Source organism: Bacillus sp. RE35 (assembly GCF_052146655.1).
Classification (GTDB): Bacteria; Bacillota; Bacilli; order Bacillales; family Bacillaceae_G; genus Bacillus_A; species Bacillus_A cereus.
In genome coordinates this window covers 4,692,609-4,712,044 of the sequence record NZ_CP197377.1, presented here as the reverse complement: position 1 = coordinate 4,712,044, position 19,436 = coordinate 4,692,609, and the positions used below count along the sequence as shown (strand labels likewise).

Genomic DNA, 19,436 nt, shown 5'->3' with positions numbered 1-19,436 from the left:
GCGGGTTCTTTTCGTTATAGTAATAGTTGTTAAAAACGTACAACGCTTGTTTATTAATTCTTTCGTATTTTCATGTGGAATCTTTAATAGCATTAAGGATTTCTAAAAAATAGTTATTATATCATAAAGTGGAGTGCTAAAATTAAGCTTTTCAAGAATGAGTAATTTGTATGCCACAATTTAACTATTGATTAAGGAAGTATTAAGGAAATATATTTATAGTAGAAGCAAGTTTGCAGACGAAATATAGGATATATGTTATTTTAATACAAATAGTTTTTTCGATGCGAGGTGAAATTAATACATAGAAAAGAGGGAATGAATTGAAGTATGGTTCTACACTTTTTCATCTTCCAAAAAGAAATATATTAATTTCTAGCATTATAAGTAGTATGGTGACTTTATTAGTAATAACTATGCTGTTTATGATTTTAAAGGTTTTCAATTTAGACATGATGAAAGATCATTTAAATCAAAAGCTTGTTTTAAGTGTTATGATGATTTTCGTATGGGGCATAACGTTTTATATTACGCATTTCAATAAAAAAGAGATGTCTATACTTAGAGCATCCCTACGAGTGCATTTTATATTATTTTTGCTAGCCCATACAGTAGCGTTATTTTATATTGTCATGCAAGTTAATATGAGTTTCATAGAGGCAATGAATTGGATTTACTTTTATAATATGCAGTTTATATTAAGTTTTGTAGTAATTTATGCAATATATATTCTTGTATATAATTTAATAGGTAAGGTTTTTCTAAGTATGGTTTTAACGAGCTGTACGTTAGTCATTTTATGTATTGTGAATTATTTGAAGCTTATTTTCAGAGGTGATCCGTTATATCCTTCTGATTTTACACAAATTACGCATATGCAATCTGTTATACCGATGGTGATGGACTATTTTAGTTGGAGTTATATTTTTGTCATTATCTTAAGTATCGTAGCTTGTATTGTAGCAGGGATATATATGAGAAGGTATATTCAAAATGTAAAGATTCATCTAGGAATAAGAGCCTTATTAGTAGTAGGGTCTATTTTTGTTCTATATGCGTATGGTAATTTTGCGAATACATTTATGAATAAAGTATTTCAAAAATCAGGTGTAGATTTTGTTTTGTGGAATCAAAATGAGAACTATGCTTCAAATGGTTTTGTACTTGGGTTTATTAGCAATTTAGATACAACAGTTATGGAAAAACCAAAAAATTATTCTAAAGAAAATATGCTTCAAATAGCAAACGATATAAACAAACACTATAGTGGAAATATAGGGAGCCAAAAGAAAAAAGAGAAACCGAATATTATTTTTGTAATGAGTGAATCGTTTTGGGATCCCACGAAAGTAACCAACCTTTCTTTTAGTGAAGATCCTGTGCCAAATTTACATCATTATATAGAAAACTTTCCTGGTGGACAAACTATTTCTCCTACATTTGGGGGGAATACGGCGAACGTTGAATTTGAGGCATTAACAAGCTATTCAATGAGTTTGTTAAAGCCAGGTTCTATACCATATCAGCAGGTTATTACAAATAAGAAAGAAATTCCATCAATCCCTACAGCGTTGAAAAAAGAAGGTTATTATACAAGTGCAATTCATTCATTTGGTCGCACATTCTTTAAACGTGATGATGTATATAAGGTGTTAGGGTTTGATAAGTTTAATGCAGAGGACACGATGGAAAATGTGGATATTGATGGAGATTATATTAGTGATTTAGCGATGAGTAAAGAGATAATTGCTGAGTTAGAGAAACAAAAACAACCTACATTTATTCATGCAGTTACGATGCAAAATCATTTTCCATTTACAGAGGGCCGATTTGGTGAAAACCTAATTGAAATTAGCGGTCTAGAAAATGAAGACTCAAAGGGAGAATTAGAGACGTATACAGAAGGATTAAGACGTTCAGATGAGGCTCTTCAATATTTAATAGAGCAACTAGATAATTTTGATAGACCTACATTATTAGTATTCTTTGGAGATCATCTTCCATCATTAGGAACAAATAAATCTTTTTATAAAGAAAATGGGTATATAACGAATGAAAAAACACCGAATGAACGTTTAGCCATGGCGCAAACGCCGTTATTAATGTATGCAAACTTTGATATGCCAAATGATAATTTAGGTTTAGTAAGCCCAATTCATTTTTCTAATCTTATTTTTGATTATGCAGGATTAAATAAATCCTTATTTTATCAATTTTTATCGGAATTTTACAAGGAAATACCAGTGCTTAGAGATGAATTAAAAGTTGATAAAAATGGAGAAGTAATCAATGATTTAACAAAGAAACAAAAAGAAATGTTAGAGCAATATAAAATGCTTCAATATGATTTACTCGTTGGAAATCAATATAGTAAAGATATCCTCTTTAAATAAAAGAAACAAAAAGAACTTGTATAACGATACAAGTTCTTTTTTCATAGTATTTAACGGGGTAACCAGACAAGCTGGGTTTAGGGAGTATTACCTGTATATTTAGTATATATGAAAATGTAATCGTTTTATTTGTGTATTTGTGAGAAATATGTGAATTTTATGTTTTGTGAAAAATCGATTATATTAACTTTCGTTCTTGTATTGCAGTTGTTATGCATGTAAAAATTTTATCAGTTCTTTATTTAATTCATCCGCTTGATCGATTGGTGAACCATGACCACTATTTGTAAGAGCATGTAACTGAGAATTTTTAATTCGTTGTTGCGTAAGCTCAGCACTTTTGTAAGGAATTAGTTGGTCGTGAACGCCGTGGAAGATTTTTGTTGGGACGTTAATTTTATTTAAATCTTTCGTTACATCTTCATTTGCAGCTGCTTGTAAAATTTTTATAAGGGCATAAGAAGCGGACTGCATACCGAGATAAGAAAACCATTCAAGGGTTGCAGCCCCTAAGTTTCTATTAAAAAAGGATAAAGATACATCATTTAAAAATTTTGGTAAATTAGCATACATTTGATTAATGAGAGCATCTGCTTGTTCTTTCGGTACACCGTAAGGGGACTCTTGATTTTTAACGAAAGAGGGGGAGACAGCGTCAATTAATGCGAGCTTAGAAATGCGGCGCCCATTATAGCGAGACATATAGCGAATAGAAAGAGCACCACCAACTGAGAAACCGACTAATGTAGCGTTCTCTACTTGAAGTGCTTCCAGAACAATTGCGATATCATCGGCTAATCGATCATACGTGTAACCAGTCCATGGCTTATCAGATTGTCCATTCCCTCGTATATCCATGGCGATACAGCGAAAGCCATGCTCAGGTAAAACATTGAGTTGATATTGGTACATTTGATGATTTAAAGGCCATCCGTGAACGAAGAAAACAGTCTTACTACCTGGACCAGGATTAACGTCTTGCACAAAAATATGCACATCTTTCTCGACAGTAACAAACATAAATGTCCCCCTATTTTATGAATATGCTCTATCCCAAAAGCGTTGTTTTGTCATAGCTTTAATAAATTCATTTGCTAGCCTCGTAGGGTCTTGTTCTATTAGAACACCAGGCTTTCCTTCGATATTTAAAGATTGAATAATAGAAGAGCCGTTTTGGAAGGAGCCAATCGGCTTAAAGTGATTATATGATTCTACGACAAATGAACTTGCTTTGTTAAGAAAATGATCATCCATCTCTCCGCCGATAAGAAGTAATCCATCATAAAGGAGTGGTGAGCCTGTTAAGAAAGTATCATTTACTTCCCACTGTCCATTTGGCGTTCCCTGCACTACCTAATCGTTCTGAAACGATCACTGGCAGTTAAAGAGTTTTCATTGCTTGAAATTTTAACACCTGTATTTGTTGTCATCTCCTTTCCTTCATTTTCGTGCGTAAAAGATTGGAGTTGTTCGGTCTTTTTATTTTTTTTGCCATCCATAAAAAACACCTCCCATAATATACGTATTATTGTTTATGTTTTTTATGCTTGTATATAGCATGAAGATATTGCATAGTTGGCATGATTTTCCTCAAATGTTCGATTTATCTTTGTTTGTCTATGAAAATCATTTATTATAATAAATGGTATTCTTCGAGATATTATTTTGAAGGGGTGTTGAAGTGAAAGAAAGTTTTCTATCATATAAAGAAGAAGAAAGAAATGCAAAAATCCTTTTATGGGTGTTATATGTCATTGTTATTGTATATCAAATTTTCTATGCAATCGTATTAGAAGATAAATCAATAATGGATAAGGGATACAACATAATATGGCAAGTTATTTGCGGAGTAGCAATACTGTGCGTGAATATATATTTAATGAAAAAAGAGAAGGCAAATCTTGTTAAATATGCATGGATATTTGCATACATAGGGATAGAACTCGCTAATATATTTTCGTATGTTTTTTATAATAAGGCGGCGTTTGATGCGACAAATATAATAGAAATTATTCTCATTTTCTTTGTACCTATATTTTTAAATAAAAAATTCTATGTGTTGTTACTTTCCTCTATTGTAGGAAAATATTTAATTTATTTATTTGTATTAGAGGAAGTAAAAGCATTTATGTTCCTTATTATGTATACACTTATGTTAATAGCTGCATATATCATTTTAAACCGATTTTTACAATATCTTTCAGCTGTAAAGGAAAGTATTGCGATTGCTAGTGAATCACAGAAATTAGCAGTAATCGGAAAAATGGCAGCGACGGTTGGACATGAAATTAAAAATCCACTTGCTTCATTAAAAGGATTTACGCAATTACAACGAGAGAAGCATGAAGAGGATCCTATTTATAAACGTATGATTTTTGAAATAGAAAATATGAATAATATGATAAGTGAGTTAATGGAAGTTGCTACATGCAAACCTTCTATTTATAAGAAACATGATGTAGGAAAAATTGTATTACAAGTAATAACAAGTCTTCGTGAAAAAATAGATGAATTAAACATTCAGTTTATTTCTAATGTGGAAGAAAAAACAATAGAAGTTGAATGTGATGAACGAAAAATAAGAGGAGTCTTTTTATATACGATAAAAAATGCTTTAGAGGCAATGGGACAAGGTGGTATATTACATTTACAATTAGAAAATAAAGGGAAAGAATATGTAATGATCAGTGTGATCGATAATGGTCATGGTATTAAGCAAGAAAACTTACCCCGTGTTACAGAGGCCTTTTATACAACGAAACAAGATAAAATTGGTCTGGGACTGACGGTAGCGAATCGAATTGTCGCCGAGCACCTTGGTGAGTTGCATATTTCAAGTGAAAAAGATACTGGAACGAGAATAGACATCATTCTCCCAAGGAAGTGTGGAAATACTGAAATCCAAGTGGAAGAAAAGCTAGGAGTTACCATATGAATAAAGGCTATATATTTAAAAATGAAGAAATAAAGGCGCTGAAAGCATTTTTAAGTTTATTTTTTATTATATTTTTCGTATATGATCTTGCCTATGAATTTATCGTACCGTTAATCGGTGGAGAGCAAGAAGGTGTAGGAGAATTTGAAGATGGTTTAGGTTTATGGCTTTACTTTTTGATGGTGGTATTGTTTTGCATTGGAATATACTTTATGAAATGGAAGAATGCTTTTGCGGTAAAGTATATTATTCTAATTGGCTATAATGTATTAGATTGTATCCATAACATTATGATTTATTATGGTAGCGATGCAGAATTTGACGGTGGAAATATAGTAGAAGGATTTTTTATTTTGTTTGCACCAATCTTTGTGAATAAAAGATATTTCTGGTTAGTTCCAGCGATACTTATCGGAAAGTATGCTCTTACAGGAATCATTATTCAATCTTCTCTCGTTTTAATCCCAATGGCATTATATAGCGTATTTACTATCATATGTTGGATTATATTTTTAAGGGTTCAGTCTTACGTTCGTACGCTTGAGATGATGGACAAAGAAATAAAACAGACAGAAAAACTAGCAGCTGTTGGAAAGATGGCAACGGTTATTGGTTATAAGATTAGAAGACCTTTAGCAAACTTAAAAAAACTTGTGAATAAACAAGCAGACAAGCATCCAGAGGATAAAATTTATAGTGATATTATGAAACAAGAAGTAGATCGGATTCATATAATTGCTACAGAACTTAGTGGATTTGAGAAATCTAAATCACTAGAATCAGAAACTCATAACATACAAGAAATTATTTCTTATGTTATTCGAGTTATGGAAAAGCCAGCTTTAAAACAAGGAGTTTACATACAAGGTATTTACAGTAAAGACTTACCATCAATTACATGTGATGAAAAACGATTAAAACAGGTCTTTTTTAATTTAATCAAAAATGCAATTGAAGCAATGTCAGTTGGCGGAACAATTACGATTAAAGTTACTGTAAAAGATGGAATCATCGTTCAAGTGAAAGATGAGGGATGCGGCATTCCGAAAGATAAAATTCCAAAGTTAAATGAAGCCTTTTATACAACGAAAGAAACAGGAACTGGTCTAGGTTTAGTAGTTACAGAAAAAATTATTAAAGACCACAACGGTAAAATAAGTTTTGAAAGTGAAGTTGGGGTTGGAACGACGGTTGAAGTTATGTTACCACTGCATTAACTACAAAAAACATCACTTATTTGGAAGTGATGTTTTTGTGTTCTTCTTAGGTAGACGTTCTAAAAAAGAGGACGATAACGAAAAATAATATATTGATAGTGTAAAAAGAAAATAATGGATGTTTTACTATGAAAAATATATAATGGCTTTGTCTGTTATTTGTTGTAGTTCATTTATATTTCTATTTGTTGACCCGAATCTCGGGTCTTTTTTTATGAAATGAATTGCTATATATCGGTAATTAGAAAAATAGAATATACAGCACTTGCAGTAATTCCAGGGGTAATATAAAGGGATATAGCATCTCCTCTTGCAACTGGGTTTCCAGTTGTAATACTAGTCCAAGTTACAGTAGCGGGACCTACTGCCGGAGTAGGATTAAATACTTGAATTTGTCCTGCTCCGCTATCCGTTGGTTTAATGGAAAATACCATAGTTCCGGTAATTTTGTCAGTAGTAGTTAAGGTAATAGTAGATAGGATGTAGCTAGAAGAAGGGGTTGTGAGGTTTGTTGGGACATTTCTGCAAATATTAATCGTATAAATAGCAGCAGGTAAATTATTTATATTTATAGACGCAGAAAAGCCGACAATACTACCGGCTCCAGCAGTGACATATGGAATAACATTGGAGTCAATTCCAGGAGAACCCGCTATACGTTGAAAACCAGCATTTGTTCCTTGAAAAACAATACTTTTTGCTGAAGCACTATCGGCAGATCCCGTAGGTCCAGTAATGCCCGTAGGTCCAGTGTTCCCCGTAGGCCCAGTGATGCCGGTAGGCCCGGTACTACCGGTAGGTCCACTTTCTACTAATACGATATAATCTGGAGATATATTAGGAAACCCTTGAGGTGCATCTTTTTTTACAACATAGCCACTGCCCGTATAAGTGACAACTTGTCCTTTTTTATAGTTGGGAGCCGCTGCTAGACTAAAGGTGGTAGTACTTTGGAAACCAGCTCCGGAAGGTCCAGCATTACCCGTAGGTCCGGTGTTCCCCGTGGGTCCAGTGTTCCCCGTGGGTCCGGTGTTCCCCGTGGGTCCGGTGTTCCCCGTGGGTCCGGTGTTCCCCGTGGGTCCAGTGTTCCCCGTAGGTCCGGTGTTCCCCGTGGGTCCAGTATTTCCGTTAGAACCGCTGTTGCGTCTGCCATCGCAACTAAAAAAATTACGTGGGTACATATATGTTCTCCTTTCTATATTTTCAAAATCTAGTTTTTAAAATAGAACTAATATATATATTATGAATTCTATAATTTTGTGTGGCAGATCGTCTTTTGTGTCTAGATTTCAAAAGATAGCGGGAGGAGAATTAAGTAGTGTTAGAGCCACCATTTTTCCTGAGGAAGTAAAATAACATCCACATCAAAATTCTCTTTAAACCAATCATACATCAATGTCTCTTTCACTAAATATTCAGAGGCAGAGTGTGACACACCAATCAGAGACATATTCGTTTCTTTTACATAATCCATAATGAGCGAGTATTTATGTCTGCCGTAATCATTATCGATATGGCAATGGATTTCTCCTGTAATATATGCTTCAGCACCTTTTTCTTCTGCTTCCTTCATTAAAGATACGACATCGCCACATCCAGCGATAATTGCGATTTTTTTGATGGAATCATGTCGTTTACCTTCGAAGTCTGTGTAAGGAATCTGGAAGAGTTGTTTTAGATGTTTTTGGAGTGCTTCTGTTGATGTTTCATCTATTTCACAAATAAGGCCAACTGGTTCTTGTTCTGGGCCTCCATATGCAAAGTCGTCCACTACAGTAGCGTTTAATGCTTTTGCAATTGAAATACTCGTTCCATGTGTTTGATGAAAATCCATTGGTACGTGACATGTATATATAGAAAGTTGTTTTTCTTTTATTCCTTGCAAATATTTTTCAGGAATTGGTATGAAACCGCGGCCTGATCTTCCAAGCGGATCACCGCACTCCATTACAAGGGGATGGTGCATAAAGAGTAAATCACCGGGTGTGGATTGTGAAATGAATGTTTCAAGAACGTCATCTGTAGGGAATACAGCTAAAAATACTTTGTTTACATTTTCAGATCCGTGCATCATAAGGCCGTTAAATAAATCTACAAAATTTGCTTCGAAAAATTGTTGCCAAGGAAATTTGATAGGATCATATACGGCTGGGATAAATCGACTAAAGGCACTATCTTTTCCGTATTTTTCAATTTGGAATAAGTGATCGAGTGATTGCTCTATTTTTTTTAAGGCTGGCATGTTTGATAATCCTCCTTAAGATGATTCTTGCTTTATGAGTTGTTTGTATTCTTCGTAGCAAAATAAGAAGCGGATAGGAAACAAATAAAACCTAGAATCCAGCTAATAGAAGGAGAATAGGGAAGTACATGCTGTAATAGCATTCCGCTAGAAATGAAGAAACTACTAAATACACCTAATAACATGGGATATCGTTGTAGTTTGAACACAGATAGTAAACATCCTTTCTCCTGCATGAACTACTCATAAAAGCTCGATTGCTGAAACTTTATCACATACATTGTATATTAGTCTTAATTTTCTGTATATAACTTTTAAGAAAAATGGTGATACAATATATGAATGATAAGAGAAGAGAGGATGAAGATTAACATATGTACGTTACTGTAACAGAAGCAGCATATAAAAAGATTATGGATACGATTCCAAGTGAAGCGAAATATATAAAGTTATTTTATGATAATGAAGGTTGCGGTTGTGTTATGAGCGGAATCATCGATTTAGTAGCTGTAGCAGAGAAAGATGAGCGCGATGTGGATATTGAATCAAGCACAATGAATTTTATCGCTGATCGTACAAAGCTTGTATTTATGGACGATAAGTTAACGGTTGATTGGCATGAAGGTGGAGGAACTTTTCAGTTGAAGAGCCCAAGCCAGTTTTATAATCCAAATATGAAATTACACGTTCGAGTATAGTAAAGGTGAGTCCAAAATGTATTTTGGACTCACTTTTTTTATTTTATAAGTCGCTATTATTGTCGATAAGTCGATATATTGAAAAAATCGCCCATATAATTTCATTTACCAAAACGTTTCATATAATAAAAAGATTTTTTCACATAATGAAATGTACATGTGATTGAATTTTCTGTATAATCTTCTTTGCGGAGGGGATACGCATGAGAAGATGGGGAATTGAGTTATTAATTTTAAGTGTTGTTATTATTTGGGGGATTAACTATACAATTGCGAAGTATGGACTTTTAGAATTTACAGCAATTGAGTTTACTGCACTTCGTATGATGGCGGCGGCACCGCTTCTGTTACTCCTTACCTTTTGTATTGAAAAGTCGGTTTATATGGAGCGAACGGATATACCTAGATTAATTATCGTTAGCGTTGTAGGTATTGTACTGTATCAAACGTTATTTATGGAAACTGTCAAATATACATCCGCTACAAATGCCTCTTTACTCATTTCTATTTCACCTATTTTTACAACTGCATTTGCGATTTTCTTGAAACAAGAAAAGTTTTCTTCTCGAAAGTTAATCGGTTCTATGACTGCCTTTGTTGGTGCAGCCTTAGTTTTAGTAGCAGGACGTTCACTTACTAGTTCTTTTTATGGCAATGGAATTGGACTTATTACATCAATATGCTGGGGGCTTTATCCTGTTTTAGCAGGACCATTAATTAAAAAATATTCAGCATTACGTGTTACTGCATGGTCTGCATTAGTGGGTGCGATTCCGCTATTATTGTTAAGTGGTCCACATGTGTTTGTCATGCCATTTCACATTACTCACGGAATGACACTATTTGCTTTACTATATTCTATTTTCTTTGTAACAGTATTTGGTCTAGTAATGTGGTATGTTGGTGTTCAAAAAATTGGGGCGTCACATACGATGGTATATATGTATATAACGCCGCTTGTAGCGGTTCTATTTGCAGCTGTCTGGGCAAATGAATATGTATCGTTTCAACAAATCATCGGTGGAATTATCATTTTTGTCGGTCTATGGTTTGTGAAATCGGAGAAAGTAAAAGTTCATTCTATTGCAGGGGAACCTATATCAAAATAGGAAAACAGATCACCTATGATCTGCTTTCCTATTTTTTTATTTTTGGTAAGAAGATGAGAAACAAGATAGCAGTAATAAGTGGAATTAAGTTTAAAAATGGAATACGGAAGAGTGTAATAAGAATAATACCTGGAAGAAGAACACCGAGGACAGCGTAAAAAATGCTATGATTTTTCGTGTACCAATACAATGAAAGTCCAATAAGTGCAGGGATAATGAGGTGAATGAGAGCCATTAAAAAATAAATCATTAGACGCCCCCTTTATTTGTGTGCTTATTACATCATATCCGTATGTTCATAGATTGATATCATTTTTTTCATAAATGGACGAAAAAAGTTTGAAAAACCGTCACAAAATATGAGAATATGATGTTTGAAATCTTGTATAATATTATTTTCTAAAAACATTTAAACAACATAAACATACTGTTTATGTTGTTTTTAATTTGAATGAAATGAATGTAAGGAATATGAATTTGAAAGAAATTTTTTGTTGGATAGATAAGAACGAATGAAGAGAGGTATAGCATGATTAGTATGTCACTAAGATCATTTAAAATCCAATCGTATTATATACTAGGTATTTTGTTACTAGGTTGGATGTTAACACCGTTTTCAGCACACTTTTTAGGCGCTGGAATTGGGCTTATTGTAAGTATGTATTGCGTTTGGCTTTTAGGTAGAAGAATTGAGAAGCTTGGAGATAGTATTGTAAAGAAGACGAAAGCACCGACACTCGGTATGTTTAACCGTTTTGCAGCTGCCATTTTGGGTGCTATTATTATGTACGAAATTGAGCACCACATGGTTATGTGGGCATTTGCAGTAGGGATTATGGGTGGTTATTTCTTAATCGTTGTGAATTTAGGTTACTATAGCATGAAAGATGAGAAAGAACTAACAAAGAGCTAAAAAAGATAAAAGACTTCTTTTTAGATGGAATAGATGATCCAGCCACGAATAGAAGCAGTCAGGGCCTTTTTTAGCCCCATACGATGTGAAACCCGAGAGATGTAGTGAGTAGGGATATAATGTATATATTCGAAACTATAATTTTATAATCTAGGTCACAGATGAAGAGATTAGCGTTTCACTTTATATAAGATATAGAAAGAAGCTTACGTTTTCACGTAAGCTTCTTTTTTATGTAAGTGTGTGTAACCGTTAAGCCGCATTGGGTTTTGTCGGTGAGTACGCGAAACTTTACGGTTACACGACACTTATTCATATGAGTAAAGGGTTATTCCAACAGAAAGTTTTAATTTAAGCGATTGGACCGCCTAAGTTAATAATGTCTTCAGATACGCTGTCGAACTTTTTGAAGTTAGCTTTGAATTCATTTGCAAGTTCGATTGCTTTTGCTTTGTAAGCAGCTTTATCAGCCCAAGTTTGTTCAGGCATTAACACTTCGTCAGGTACACCTGGTACGTGAAGTGGAACTTCAAGACCGAAGATATCATGTTTAGCTGTTTCAGTTTTTGCAAGTTCACCGTTTAATGCAGCTTGAATCATTGCACGAGTGTAACCTAAGTTCATACGTTTACCAACGCCGTATTCGCCACCAGTCCAGCCAGTGTTTACTAAGAATACTTTCGCATCGTGTTTCTCGATTTTTTCACCAAGCATTTCAGCGTAGCGAGATGCATCAAGTGGTAAGAATGGTGAACCGAAGCAAGTTGAGAATGTAGCTTGCGGAGAAGTAACGCCGCGCTCTGTTCCTGCTAGTTTACTAGTGTAACCACTTAAGAAATGATACATAGCTTGCTCTTTTGATAACTTACTGATTGGAGGCAATACGCCAGATGCATCAGCAGTTAAGAAAATAATTGTATTTGGGTGTCCAGCAACACTTGGCAGTACGATATTGTCGATCGCATGCATAGGGTATGCAGCACGAGTATTTTCTGTTAAAGTAGTATCGTTGTAGTCGGCGATACGTGTTTGGTCATTAATGATAACGTTTTCTAAAACAGATCCAAATGTGATTGCATCGAAAATTTGTGGTTCTTTCTCGTGAGAAAGGTTTACACATTTCGCGTAGCAACCGCCTTCAATATTGAATACACCGTTATCAGACCAACCGTGCTCATCATCACCGATTAGTTTACGGTTTGGATCAGCAGATAATGTTGTTTTACCTGTTCCAGATAAACCGAAGAATAGTGCTACGTCGCCTTCTTCACCTACGTTTGCAGAGCAATGCATAGAAAGAATATCTTGTTCAGGTAATAAGAAGTTCATAATAGAGAAGATTGATTTTTTCATTTCTCCAGCGTATTCTGTACCACCAATTAGTACGATACGTTTTTCGAATGAAACCATAATGAATGCTTCAGAGTTTGTACCGTCAACAGCTGGATCAGCTTTGAAATTCGGTGCAGAAACAATTGTGAACTCTGATTCATGAGTTGTTAATTCTTCTTCAGTTGGACGAATGAATAATTGATGTACAAATAAATTGTGCCATGCATATTCGTTAATAACTTGAATTGGTAGGCGGTAATTGCGGTCAGCGCCTGCAAATCCTTTGAAGACGAATAACTCTTCTTTTTCTTTTAAGTATTCTAAAACTTTAGTATATAATTTATTAAAATGTTCTTCAGAAATCGGTTGGTTCACAGCTCCCCAAGCAATTTTGTCAGCAACCGATGCTTCTTTCACAATAAATTTATCTTTAGGAGAACGTCCTGTATATTTTCCAGTTGAAGCAGAAACGGCACCAGTCGAAGTTAATTTCCCTTCATTTCGCATTAATACTTTTTCCACTAATTGCGGAACACTTAGTTGAATCTGTGCATTGCTTCCGTTCAATAATTCGTGTAAACCAATTTGGACATTCACAGTACTCATATTTATATACCATCCTTTTCATTTAATGAAATATTTCTCGTAATCCCCAACAAGAGTATAACACAATTATATAAATAATGTATACTATTTATTTCTTTTTGTTTGTGTGAATGCATTATTTCCCTATTAATATTTCATTTCAGGCGTATTGAGAAAAACTTTCAGGAAAATGTGAATATTAATTGACAAATGAATATCATTTCTTTAGTATAGGTTGGGACGGATACTCTCTTATCCCGAGCTGGCGGAGGGACAGGCCCGATGAAGCCCAGCAACCTCACTTGTAGTGGTAAATACAGGTGAATAGGTGCTAAAACCTGTGCGAGGCTACAGGTCTCGAACGATAAGAGCGAAGGGCAAAAAGCAGTATGCAAGTAGCAAATTAAACCTTTCCTCTATGTAAAGTAGGAAAGGTTTTTCTGTATGCTTGTGTGGGAGAATAAATGTATGTCGCAGTTTGTGGCAAATTAAGGATGAGTTCCGTACAATATATACAATTACTGTAGGGAGGTTTACCACATGACAAAAAAACGTCATCTGTTCACATCTGAGTCTGTAACTGAAGGACATCCAGATAAAATTTGTGACCAAATTTCTGATTCAATTTTAGATGCGATCTTATCAAAAGACGCAAATGCACGTGTAGCTTGTGAAACAACTGTAACAACTGGTTTAGTGTTGGTAGCGGGGGAAATTACGACTTCTACTTACGTAGATATTCCAAAAATCGTTCGTGAAACAATTCAAGGCATTGGTTACACACGCGCAAAATACGGATTCGATGCAGAAACTTGTGCAGTTTTAACATCTATCGATGAGCAATCTGCTGACATCGCTATGGGTGTTGACCAAGCGCTAGAAGCACGCGAAGGTCAAATGACTGACGCTGAGATTGAGGCAATTGGTGCAGGAGACCAAGGTTTAATGTTTGGTTTCGCATGTAATGAAACACAAGAGTTAATGCCACTTCCAATCTCGCTTGCTCACAAATTAGCTCGCCGTTTAACTGAAGTACGTAAAGATGATACATTATCATACTTACGTCCGGATGGAAAAACGCAAGTTACAGTTGAGTATGATGAAAATGGTAAACCAGTACGTGTTGATACTATCGTAATTTCTACACAACATCACCCAGATGTTACATGGGAAGAAATCGATCGCGACTTAAAAGAGCACGTAATTAAAGCTGTAGTACCAGCAGAATTAATGGATGGAGAAACGAAATTCTTCATTAATCCAACTGGCCGCTTCGTAATTGGTGGACCACAAGGTGATGCTGGTTTAACAGGACGTAAAATCATCGTTGATACTTACGGTGGATACGCTCGCCACGGTGGCGGTGCATTCTCTGGTAAAGATGCAACGAAAGTTGACCGTTCTGCAGCATATGCAGCTCGTTATGTTGCGAAAAACATCGTAGCAGCTGGTCTTGCTGAAAAAGCAGAAGTACAACTTGCATACGCAATCGGTGTAGCACAACCAGTATCAATTTCAGTTGATACATTCGGCACTGGTAAAGTATCTGAAGACGTACTAGTAGAGCTAGTTCGTAACAACTTCGATCTTCGCCCAGCTGGTATTATTAAAATGCTAGACTTACGTCGCCCAATTTACAAACAAACAGCAGCTTACGGCCACTTCGGACGTACTGATGTAGATCTATCATGGGAACGTACAGACAAAGCAGCAGCTTTAAAAGAGCAAGCTGGTCTATAATATATGAAAAAAAGCTTTGCGCGGTGAGCGCAAAGCTTTTTTTATTTATAATTACGTTGGAATAAAGCGAAGAGTTCAATGTCATGCCAATTGCCATTGCGGAATATAGCTTCTTTACAAGTTCCTTCATGTTGAAAACCGAGTGATTTATATAATTTAATTGCTCTATCGTTAAAAGAAAATACTCGTAAAGAAAGGCGATGTAAATTTAATTCTAAAAATGCATAATCCAATAATAAGGTGAAAGCTTCCTTCCCATAACCTTGCCCCCAGTAATCCTTGTTACCAATATCAATAATACATTCAGCGTTTCGGTTATACGAATCAATATGAATTAAAGAAGTAATACCAATTGAAAGATGCGTAGATTTTTCTTCAATGATATAGCTCTTAGAGTCCGAAGAATGAATAAATTGCTGGCAAAGTTTTTCTGTGTCTTGAAGGGAATATTTATCAAGAGTGAGAGTAGTTGAACTCATAACGTCTATATCATTATGCCATTTATAATATGTTAGAATATCATCTTCGGAAAACTTTCGTAACTGGATACGATTTGATTCAAACAATGTAAGTCCTCCTTTTGTATTTCCTTTTCACATGATTTACAAAGGATTGATTTCTTCTGGAACATATGTAATCAACCTTTCATTTGACGTGCTTTACCTGCGCAAAATGCACTGCTTAGTAAAAATAGCGTTGCGAATATAATACTTACTAATGTAGCGTATGGAATTGCGCCTTTTAGAGAAAAACCGACAGTGATGGAAGCGACGAATAAGAGGATGAATGTTGTTGTTAATTTTTTGTATAGTTCCATAATAGATAGACCTCCGATTTATTTTTTAGTACAAGTTTTAAAATTGAATTCTATTATGTAGAAAATATAAAGAGTAGCTAAAGATGTGTAGTCTAGGAGTATAAGAAAGGGCACTTTCCTTTTTGTGGGTTAGTATACTTATATTGTATCATGGCGCATTATTGGCTTCATACATAATTGTGTAAAGATATGTATGATAAAATGAAGAAAAGTTTTTAAGAAAGGAAAGATAAAAAATGAGTGTAGCTGAACATAAAAAACAAGCTCCAAAAGAAGTGCGTTGCAAGATTGTTACGATTTCCGATACACGTACGGAAGAAACAGATAAGAGCGGACAACTATTACATGAATTGTTAAAAGAAGCGGGACATAAAGTAACTTCTTATGAAATTGTAAAAGATGATAAAGAAAGTATTCAGCAAGCAGTGTTAGCTGGTTATCATAAGGAAGATGTAGATGTTGTATTAACAAATGGCGGTACTGGTATTACGAAACGCGATGTCACAATTGAAGCAGTATCAGCGTTATTAGATAAAGAAATTGTTGGATTTGGTGAGCTGTTCCGTATGATTAGTTATTTAGAAGATATCGGAAGCAGCGCAATGTTAAGTAGAGCGATTGGTGGTACAATTGGGCGCAAAGTAGTCTTCTCGATGCCAGGGTCTAGCGGAGCGGTTCGCCTTGCGATGAATAAATTAATTTTACCGGAATTAGGTCATATTACATTTGAGCTGCATCGCCAATGAGTAAGTATGCTGGAATTGTATTAGCAGGTGGTATGTCGAGTAGATTCGGTGAGCCGAAAGCGTTAGCAATTTGGAAGGGAACTACTTTTGTTGAGCATATTGTGAAAGTGATGGGAAATACTTTGCAAGACATTGTAGTAATTAGCCATACTGATATAAAAGAGCGAGTAGAGCAATTCGTACAAGTACCTGTTATAGAAGACATTCCGCACTATAAAGGGAATGGACCGCTGGCCGGCATTGTATCAGGAATGGAATACATAGAAGCAGATTGGTACGCTATTATGCCTTGCGATGCACCAAACGTGTCGCATGAATGGTTTACCATTTTACTAGAGCAAACGAACAATGAATATGATGCGGTTGTACCTATTATTAATGGAAGAAAACAACCGCTACTTGCGGCGTATCATAACCGCGTGAAAGAAAAGATTTATGCTTTACTTCAGGAAGAAAAAAGAAGTATGGGGCAGCTTTTATCACAATGTAATGTGAAGTATGTTTCTGGAGAAGATGTACAAGCGAATGCGGATTGGTTTATAAATGTAAATACGATAGAAGAATATGTGCAGGCTCAAAAAGACCTTTCAAATGAATGAAAGGTTTTTTTGATATACAGAATTGGGGAACAATTGCTGTATAAAGGTATGTGAGTGAGTTGATTTTAAGGGGAATTCTTAAAATCATTATACAGTTAAAATACTGTATAACCATATATTAATTTTTATGGGTTTTTATTACAAGTCTGTTTAGTTATGTTTATTTTTGATATAATTAATATAGAAATAAAACAATGCTTAACCTTATGTATCATTTATTAAACTAAAATTTATGACCATGTAATAAACTCCCTTCGTTTTTTGAAGGGAGTTTTTCTATTTAAGCAAGCAACTCTGATGCGTTATGCTGAAGGACTTCTTCATATTGGTTAAGCAAGCCACGAAAGACCTCATCCCAGCTCTTTGATTTCGCAAAAGAGGAAGATTCTATTCCCATCTGCTCAAGTTTTTCTTCATTTTGTAATAAAAAATAAATGGATGATAGAAATGCATCTTCATTTTTAGGCGGACAAAGAACTCCCGTTTTTCCATCTGTAATAATATTTTTAACCCCGCCACTATTTGCACCAATAACAGGTGTACCGCATGCGAGTGATTCAAGTACGACATTTCCGAATGTTTCAGTAGCTGATGGAAACACCATTATGTTAGAACAAGCATATGCTTCAGCTAAATCCCCGCCTTGTAAATAGCCAGTAAAAGTGATATTTGTTTTCGGAACAGCTTCACGTAAACTTGTTGCTAGAGGACCGTCTCCTGCGATGAGCCAATGAATATCGTTTCGAGTATGTGCTGTTTTAACGATAAGGTGTTGCAGCGTATCAATATCTTTTTCAGGAGCAATTCGTCCAACATAGGAAAGGACATACTTCGCTGTAATATTATATTTTTTTCGGAATAGGTCTGTATTGTAAGCTGGATGAAAGAGTGTGCAATCTACACCACGTCCCCATATAGAGAGGGTCTGAAAGCCTTTATTTTTTAATTGATGTAATGTTTCAAAGGAAGGTACAAAATTTTTTTGCATATGACTATGAAACCATTTTAAATAGTTCCAAAGCATATTGGAGAGGAATTCGATTTTGTAATAACGTAAATAGGCATCGAAATCAGTATGATAAGAACCGACAACTGGGATGTTTAACTTTTTTGCATAATACAATCCACAAAGTCCCATGTTGAAAGGTGTGGCAATGTGAATAATGTCAGGTTTAAAGGAAAGTAGTTCCCGTTTAATACGCGGAGTAGGAAAAGAAAAACGACATTCTGGATATAATATTGTTAACGGGATACTTCTCATCTTATTCACATTCGCTACAAAATTATCTTCAGCTGTATGCTGAGGGGCGAAAACAGAATAGGCGATCTGTTCTTTCTGAAAATATCGTGTTAATCGCTCTAACGTTTTCGCAACCCCGTTAACTTGTGGCGTAAAAGTATCGGTAAAAATGGCGACTCTCATCATATCACTCCTTTATGTGAAAAGTGGGATGAATTGATAAAAAGAGATGATGCCAGAGCAAGTGCCAAGGCACATACCGACGAATACATCTGACGGATAGTGAAGTCCTAAATAAATACGTGAAATACCGACGCATAATGCTAACGGTAATAGGAAAGCAAGTAAGCTTGGATTATAGCAAATAAATGGAATGAAGACAGAGAAAACGGCTGTTGTATGACCAGACGGGAAAGAGTGGTCTTTTAATGGATGGACTGGATATTTTGCATCCTGAATTGTTAAATAAGGACGTTTTCGTGGATACCATCTTTTTAATATTTGTACAGGAATATGGCTAATTGCTAAAGAAATAGCAGTTGCAATTGCTGCTTGATGTAAAGTACCTTTTGCAAAAATTAAAAAGAAAAGTGTGAGTGCGATGGAGAAAGTCGCGCCACCGATATGAGTAATATTGCTGAAAAAGATATTTAATGTTTTTTGATCAAAGTAGCGATTAATTCCTTTGAAAATGTAACATTCTATTTTATATAATCCACTGACCTTCATGAAAATTCTCCTCCCTCGTTTACATATATATGGAGATATTAGCTTTTATTTTAATAAGATTTTGTTGAGGGAGTAATAATGTTTTGTAAAGAAAAAGTTAGATTTTATATAAAAAAAGCTGCCAATCTTATGGCAGCGGAA

19 protein-coding genes, 1 pseudogene and 1 riboswitch are annotated in these 19,436 nt (G+C 35.0%); of the genes and pseudogenes, 9 read left to right on the top strand and 11 right to left on the bottom strand.

Annotated features, from left to right (window positions below; all coding sequences use genetic code 11):
• Positions 1 to 323 precede the first annotated feature (323 nt).
• Positions 324 to 2,393 (top strand): LTA synthase family protein, encoded by a 2,070-nt coding sequence (locus ACTL4X_RS24100; RefSeq protein ID WP_086692052.1) that lies wholly within the window; start codon positions 324 to 326, stop codon positions 2,391 to 2,393.
• A gap of 210 nt (positions 2,394 to 2,603) precedes the next feature.
• Here the strand turns inward: ACTL4X_RS24100 and ACTL4X_RS24095 are convergent, their stop codons facing one another.
• Both ACTL4X_RS24095 and ACTL4X_RS24090 read right to left on the bottom strand, forming a co-directional pair.
• Entirely contained in the window at positions 2,604 to 3,413 is an 810-nt protein-coding gene (locus ACTL4X_RS24095) for an alpha/beta fold hydrolase (protein WP_000498278.1), read from the bottom strand.
• 15 nt (positions 3,414 to 3,428) lie between these two features.
• A pseudogene (locus ACTL4X_RS24090) lies at positions 3,429 to 3,771 on the bottom strand (catalase); the annotation flags it as partial.
• 303 nt (positions 3,772 to 4,074) lie between these two features.
• Here ACTL4X_RS24090 and ACTL4X_RS24085 point away from each other — a divergent pair.
• Both ACTL4X_RS24085 and ACTL4X_RS24080 read left to right on the top strand, forming a co-directional pair.
• Complete coding sequence (locus ACTL4X_RS24085; protein WP_000664892.1) at positions 4,075 to 5,328, top strand: ATP-binding protein; 1,254 nt, start codon at positions 4,075 to 4,077, stop codon at positions 5,326 to 5,328.
• The gene (locus tag ACTL4X_RS24080) at positions 5,325 to 6,545 is read left to right on the top strand and encodes an ATP-binding protein (RefSeq protein WP_001032628.1); all 1,221 of its coding nucleotides are present in this window, start codon (positions 5,325 to 5,327) and stop codon (positions 6,543 to 6,545) included. Before ACTL4X_RS24085 ends, ACTL4X_RS24080 begins: the two co-directional genes overlap by 4 nt.
• A gap of 227 nt (positions 6,546 to 6,772) precedes the next feature.
• Here ACTL4X_RS24080 and ACTL4X_RS24075 read toward each other — a convergent pair whose 3' ends face one another.
• The 3 genes from ACTL4X_RS24075 to ACTL4X_RS24065 form a co-directional block, all read right to left on the bottom strand.
• A complete protein-coding gene (locus ACTL4X_RS24075; protein WP_086395330.1) occupies positions 6,773 to 7,726 on the bottom strand; it encodes a collagen-like protein in 954 nt (317 codons plus the stop codon).
• A gap of 140 nt (positions 7,727 to 7,866) precedes the next feature.
• Entirely contained in the window at positions 7,867 to 8,787 is a 921-nt protein-coding gene (locus ACTL4X_RS24070) for a Nif3-like dinuclear metal center hexameric protein (protein WP_001111122.1), read from the bottom strand.
• A gap of 32 nt (positions 8,788 to 8,819) precedes the next feature.
• Positions 8,820 to 9,023 carry a hypothetical protein gene (locus ACTL4X_RS24065; RefSeq protein ID WP_033687452.1) on the bottom strand — a complete coding sequence of 68 codons (204 nt, stop codon included), beginning with the start codon at positions 9,021 to 9,023 and terminating at the stop codon, positions 8,820 to 8,822.
• A gap of 138 nt (positions 9,024 to 9,161) precedes the next feature.
• Between ACTL4X_RS24065 and ACTL4X_RS24060 the strand changes: the two genes are divergently transcribed.
• Positions 9,162 to 9,485 (top strand): iron-sulfur cluster biosynthesis family protein, encoded by a 324-nt coding sequence (locus ACTL4X_RS24060; protein WP_000289570.1) that lies wholly within the window; start codon positions 9,162 to 9,164, stop codon positions 9,483 to 9,485.
• Positions 9,486 to 9,688: 203 nt separating this feature from the next.
• Positions 9,689 to 10,594 (top strand): DMT family transporter, encoded by a 906-nt coding sequence (locus tag ACTL4X_RS24055; RefSeq protein ID WP_086692055.1) that lies wholly within the window; start codon positions 9,689 to 9,691, stop codon positions 10,592 to 10,594.
• Between the two features lie 28 nt (positions 10,595 to 10,622).
• Here the strand turns inward: ACTL4X_RS24055 and ACTL4X_RS24050 are convergent, their stop codons facing one another.
• Complete coding sequence (locus tag ACTL4X_RS24050; protein WP_000639042.1) at positions 10,623 to 10,844, bottom strand: hypothetical protein; 222 nt, start codon at positions 10,842 to 10,844, stop codon at positions 10,623 to 10,625.
• Positions 10,845 to 11,123: 279 nt separating this feature from the next.
• On the opposite strand from ACTL4X_RS24050, the gene ACTL4X_RS24045 reads away from it, so the two are divergent.
• Positions 11,124 to 11,507 carry an ATP synthase subunit I gene (locus tag ACTL4X_RS24045; protein WP_000624926.1) on the top strand — a complete coding sequence of 128 codons (384 nt, stop codon included), beginning with the start codon at positions 11,124 to 11,126 and terminating at the stop codon, positions 11,505 to 11,507.
• Between the two features lie 351 nt (positions 11,508 to 11,858).
• Here ACTL4X_RS24045 and pckA read toward each other — a convergent pair whose 3' ends face one another.
• On the bottom strand, positions 11,859 to 13,445 hold the full coding sequence (gene pckA / locus ACTL4X_RS24040) for a phosphoenolpyruvate carboxykinase (ATP) (protein WP_000108802.1): 1,587 nt from the start codon (positions 13,443 to 13,445) through the stop codon (positions 11,859 to 11,861).
• 228 nt (positions 13,446 to 13,673) lie between these two features.
• Positions 13,674 to 13,795, top strand: a riboswitch (SAM riboswitch).
• 169 nt (positions 13,796 to 13,964) lie between these two features.
• Here pckA and metK point away from each other — a divergent pair.
• Positions 13,965 to 15,164, top strand: coding sequence for a methionine adenosyltransferase (gene metK, locus ACTL4X_RS24035; RefSeq protein WP_000163123.1), 1,200 nt, complete (start codon positions 13,965 to 13,967; stop codon positions 15,162 to 15,164).
• Positions 15,165 to 15,205: 41 nt separating this feature from the next.
• Here the strand turns inward: metK and ACTL4X_RS24030 are convergent, their stop codons facing one another.
• Together ACTL4X_RS24030 and ACTL4X_RS24025 are read right to left on the bottom strand one after the other, a co-directional pair.
• On the bottom strand, positions 15,206 to 15,730 hold the full coding sequence (locus ACTL4X_RS24030) for a GNAT family N-acetyltransferase (RefSeq protein WP_000464126.1): 525 nt from the start codon (positions 15,728 to 15,730) through the stop codon (positions 15,206 to 15,208).
• A 71-nt stretch (positions 15,731 to 15,801) separates the two neighbouring features.
• Positions 15,802 to 15,981 carry a hypothetical protein gene (locus tag ACTL4X_RS24025; RefSeq protein ID WP_000424805.1) on the bottom strand — a complete coding sequence of 60 codons (180 nt, stop codon included), beginning with the start codon at positions 15,979 to 15,981 and terminating at the stop codon, positions 15,802 to 15,804.
• Between the two features lie 236 nt (positions 15,982 to 16,217).
• Between ACTL4X_RS24025 and ACTL4X_RS24020 the strand changes: the two genes are divergently transcribed.
• Both ACTL4X_RS24020 and ACTL4X_RS24015 read left to right on the top strand, forming a co-directional pair.
• Positions 16,218 to 16,727 (top strand): MogA/MoaB family molybdenum cofactor biosynthesis protein, encoded by a 510-nt coding sequence (locus tag ACTL4X_RS24020; protein WP_086692058.1) that lies wholly within the window; start codon positions 16,218 to 16,220, stop codon positions 16,725 to 16,727.
• The gene (locus ACTL4X_RS24015; RefSeq protein ID WP_441394958.1) at positions 16,724 to 17,326 is read left to right on the top strand and encodes a molybdenum cofactor guanylyltransferase; all 603 of its coding nucleotides are present in this window, start codon (positions 16,724 to 16,726) and stop codon (positions 17,324 to 17,326) included. Before ACTL4X_RS24020 ends, ACTL4X_RS24015 begins: the two co-directional genes overlap by 4 nt.
• 280 nt (positions 17,327 to 17,606) lie before the next feature.
• Here the strand turns inward: ACTL4X_RS24015 and ACTL4X_RS24010 are convergent, their stop codons facing one another.
• Both ACTL4X_RS24010 and ACTL4X_RS24005 read right to left on the bottom strand, forming a co-directional pair.
• Positions 17,607 to 18,749: a glycosyltransferase family 4 protein gene (locus ACTL4X_RS24010; RefSeq protein ID WP_001261642.1), complete on the bottom strand. Its 1,143-nt coding sequence runs from the start codon at positions 18,747 to 18,749 to the stop codon at positions 17,607 to 17,609.
• Between the two features lie 12 nt (positions 18,750 to 18,761).
• Positions 18,762 to 19,295 carry a phosphatase PAP2 family protein gene (locus tag ACTL4X_RS24005; RefSeq protein ID WP_000868582.1) on the bottom strand — a complete coding sequence of 178 codons (534 nt, stop codon included), beginning with the start codon at positions 19,293 to 19,295 and terminating at the stop codon, positions 18,762 to 18,764.
• Positions 19,296 to 19,436 lie beyond the last annotated feature (141 nt).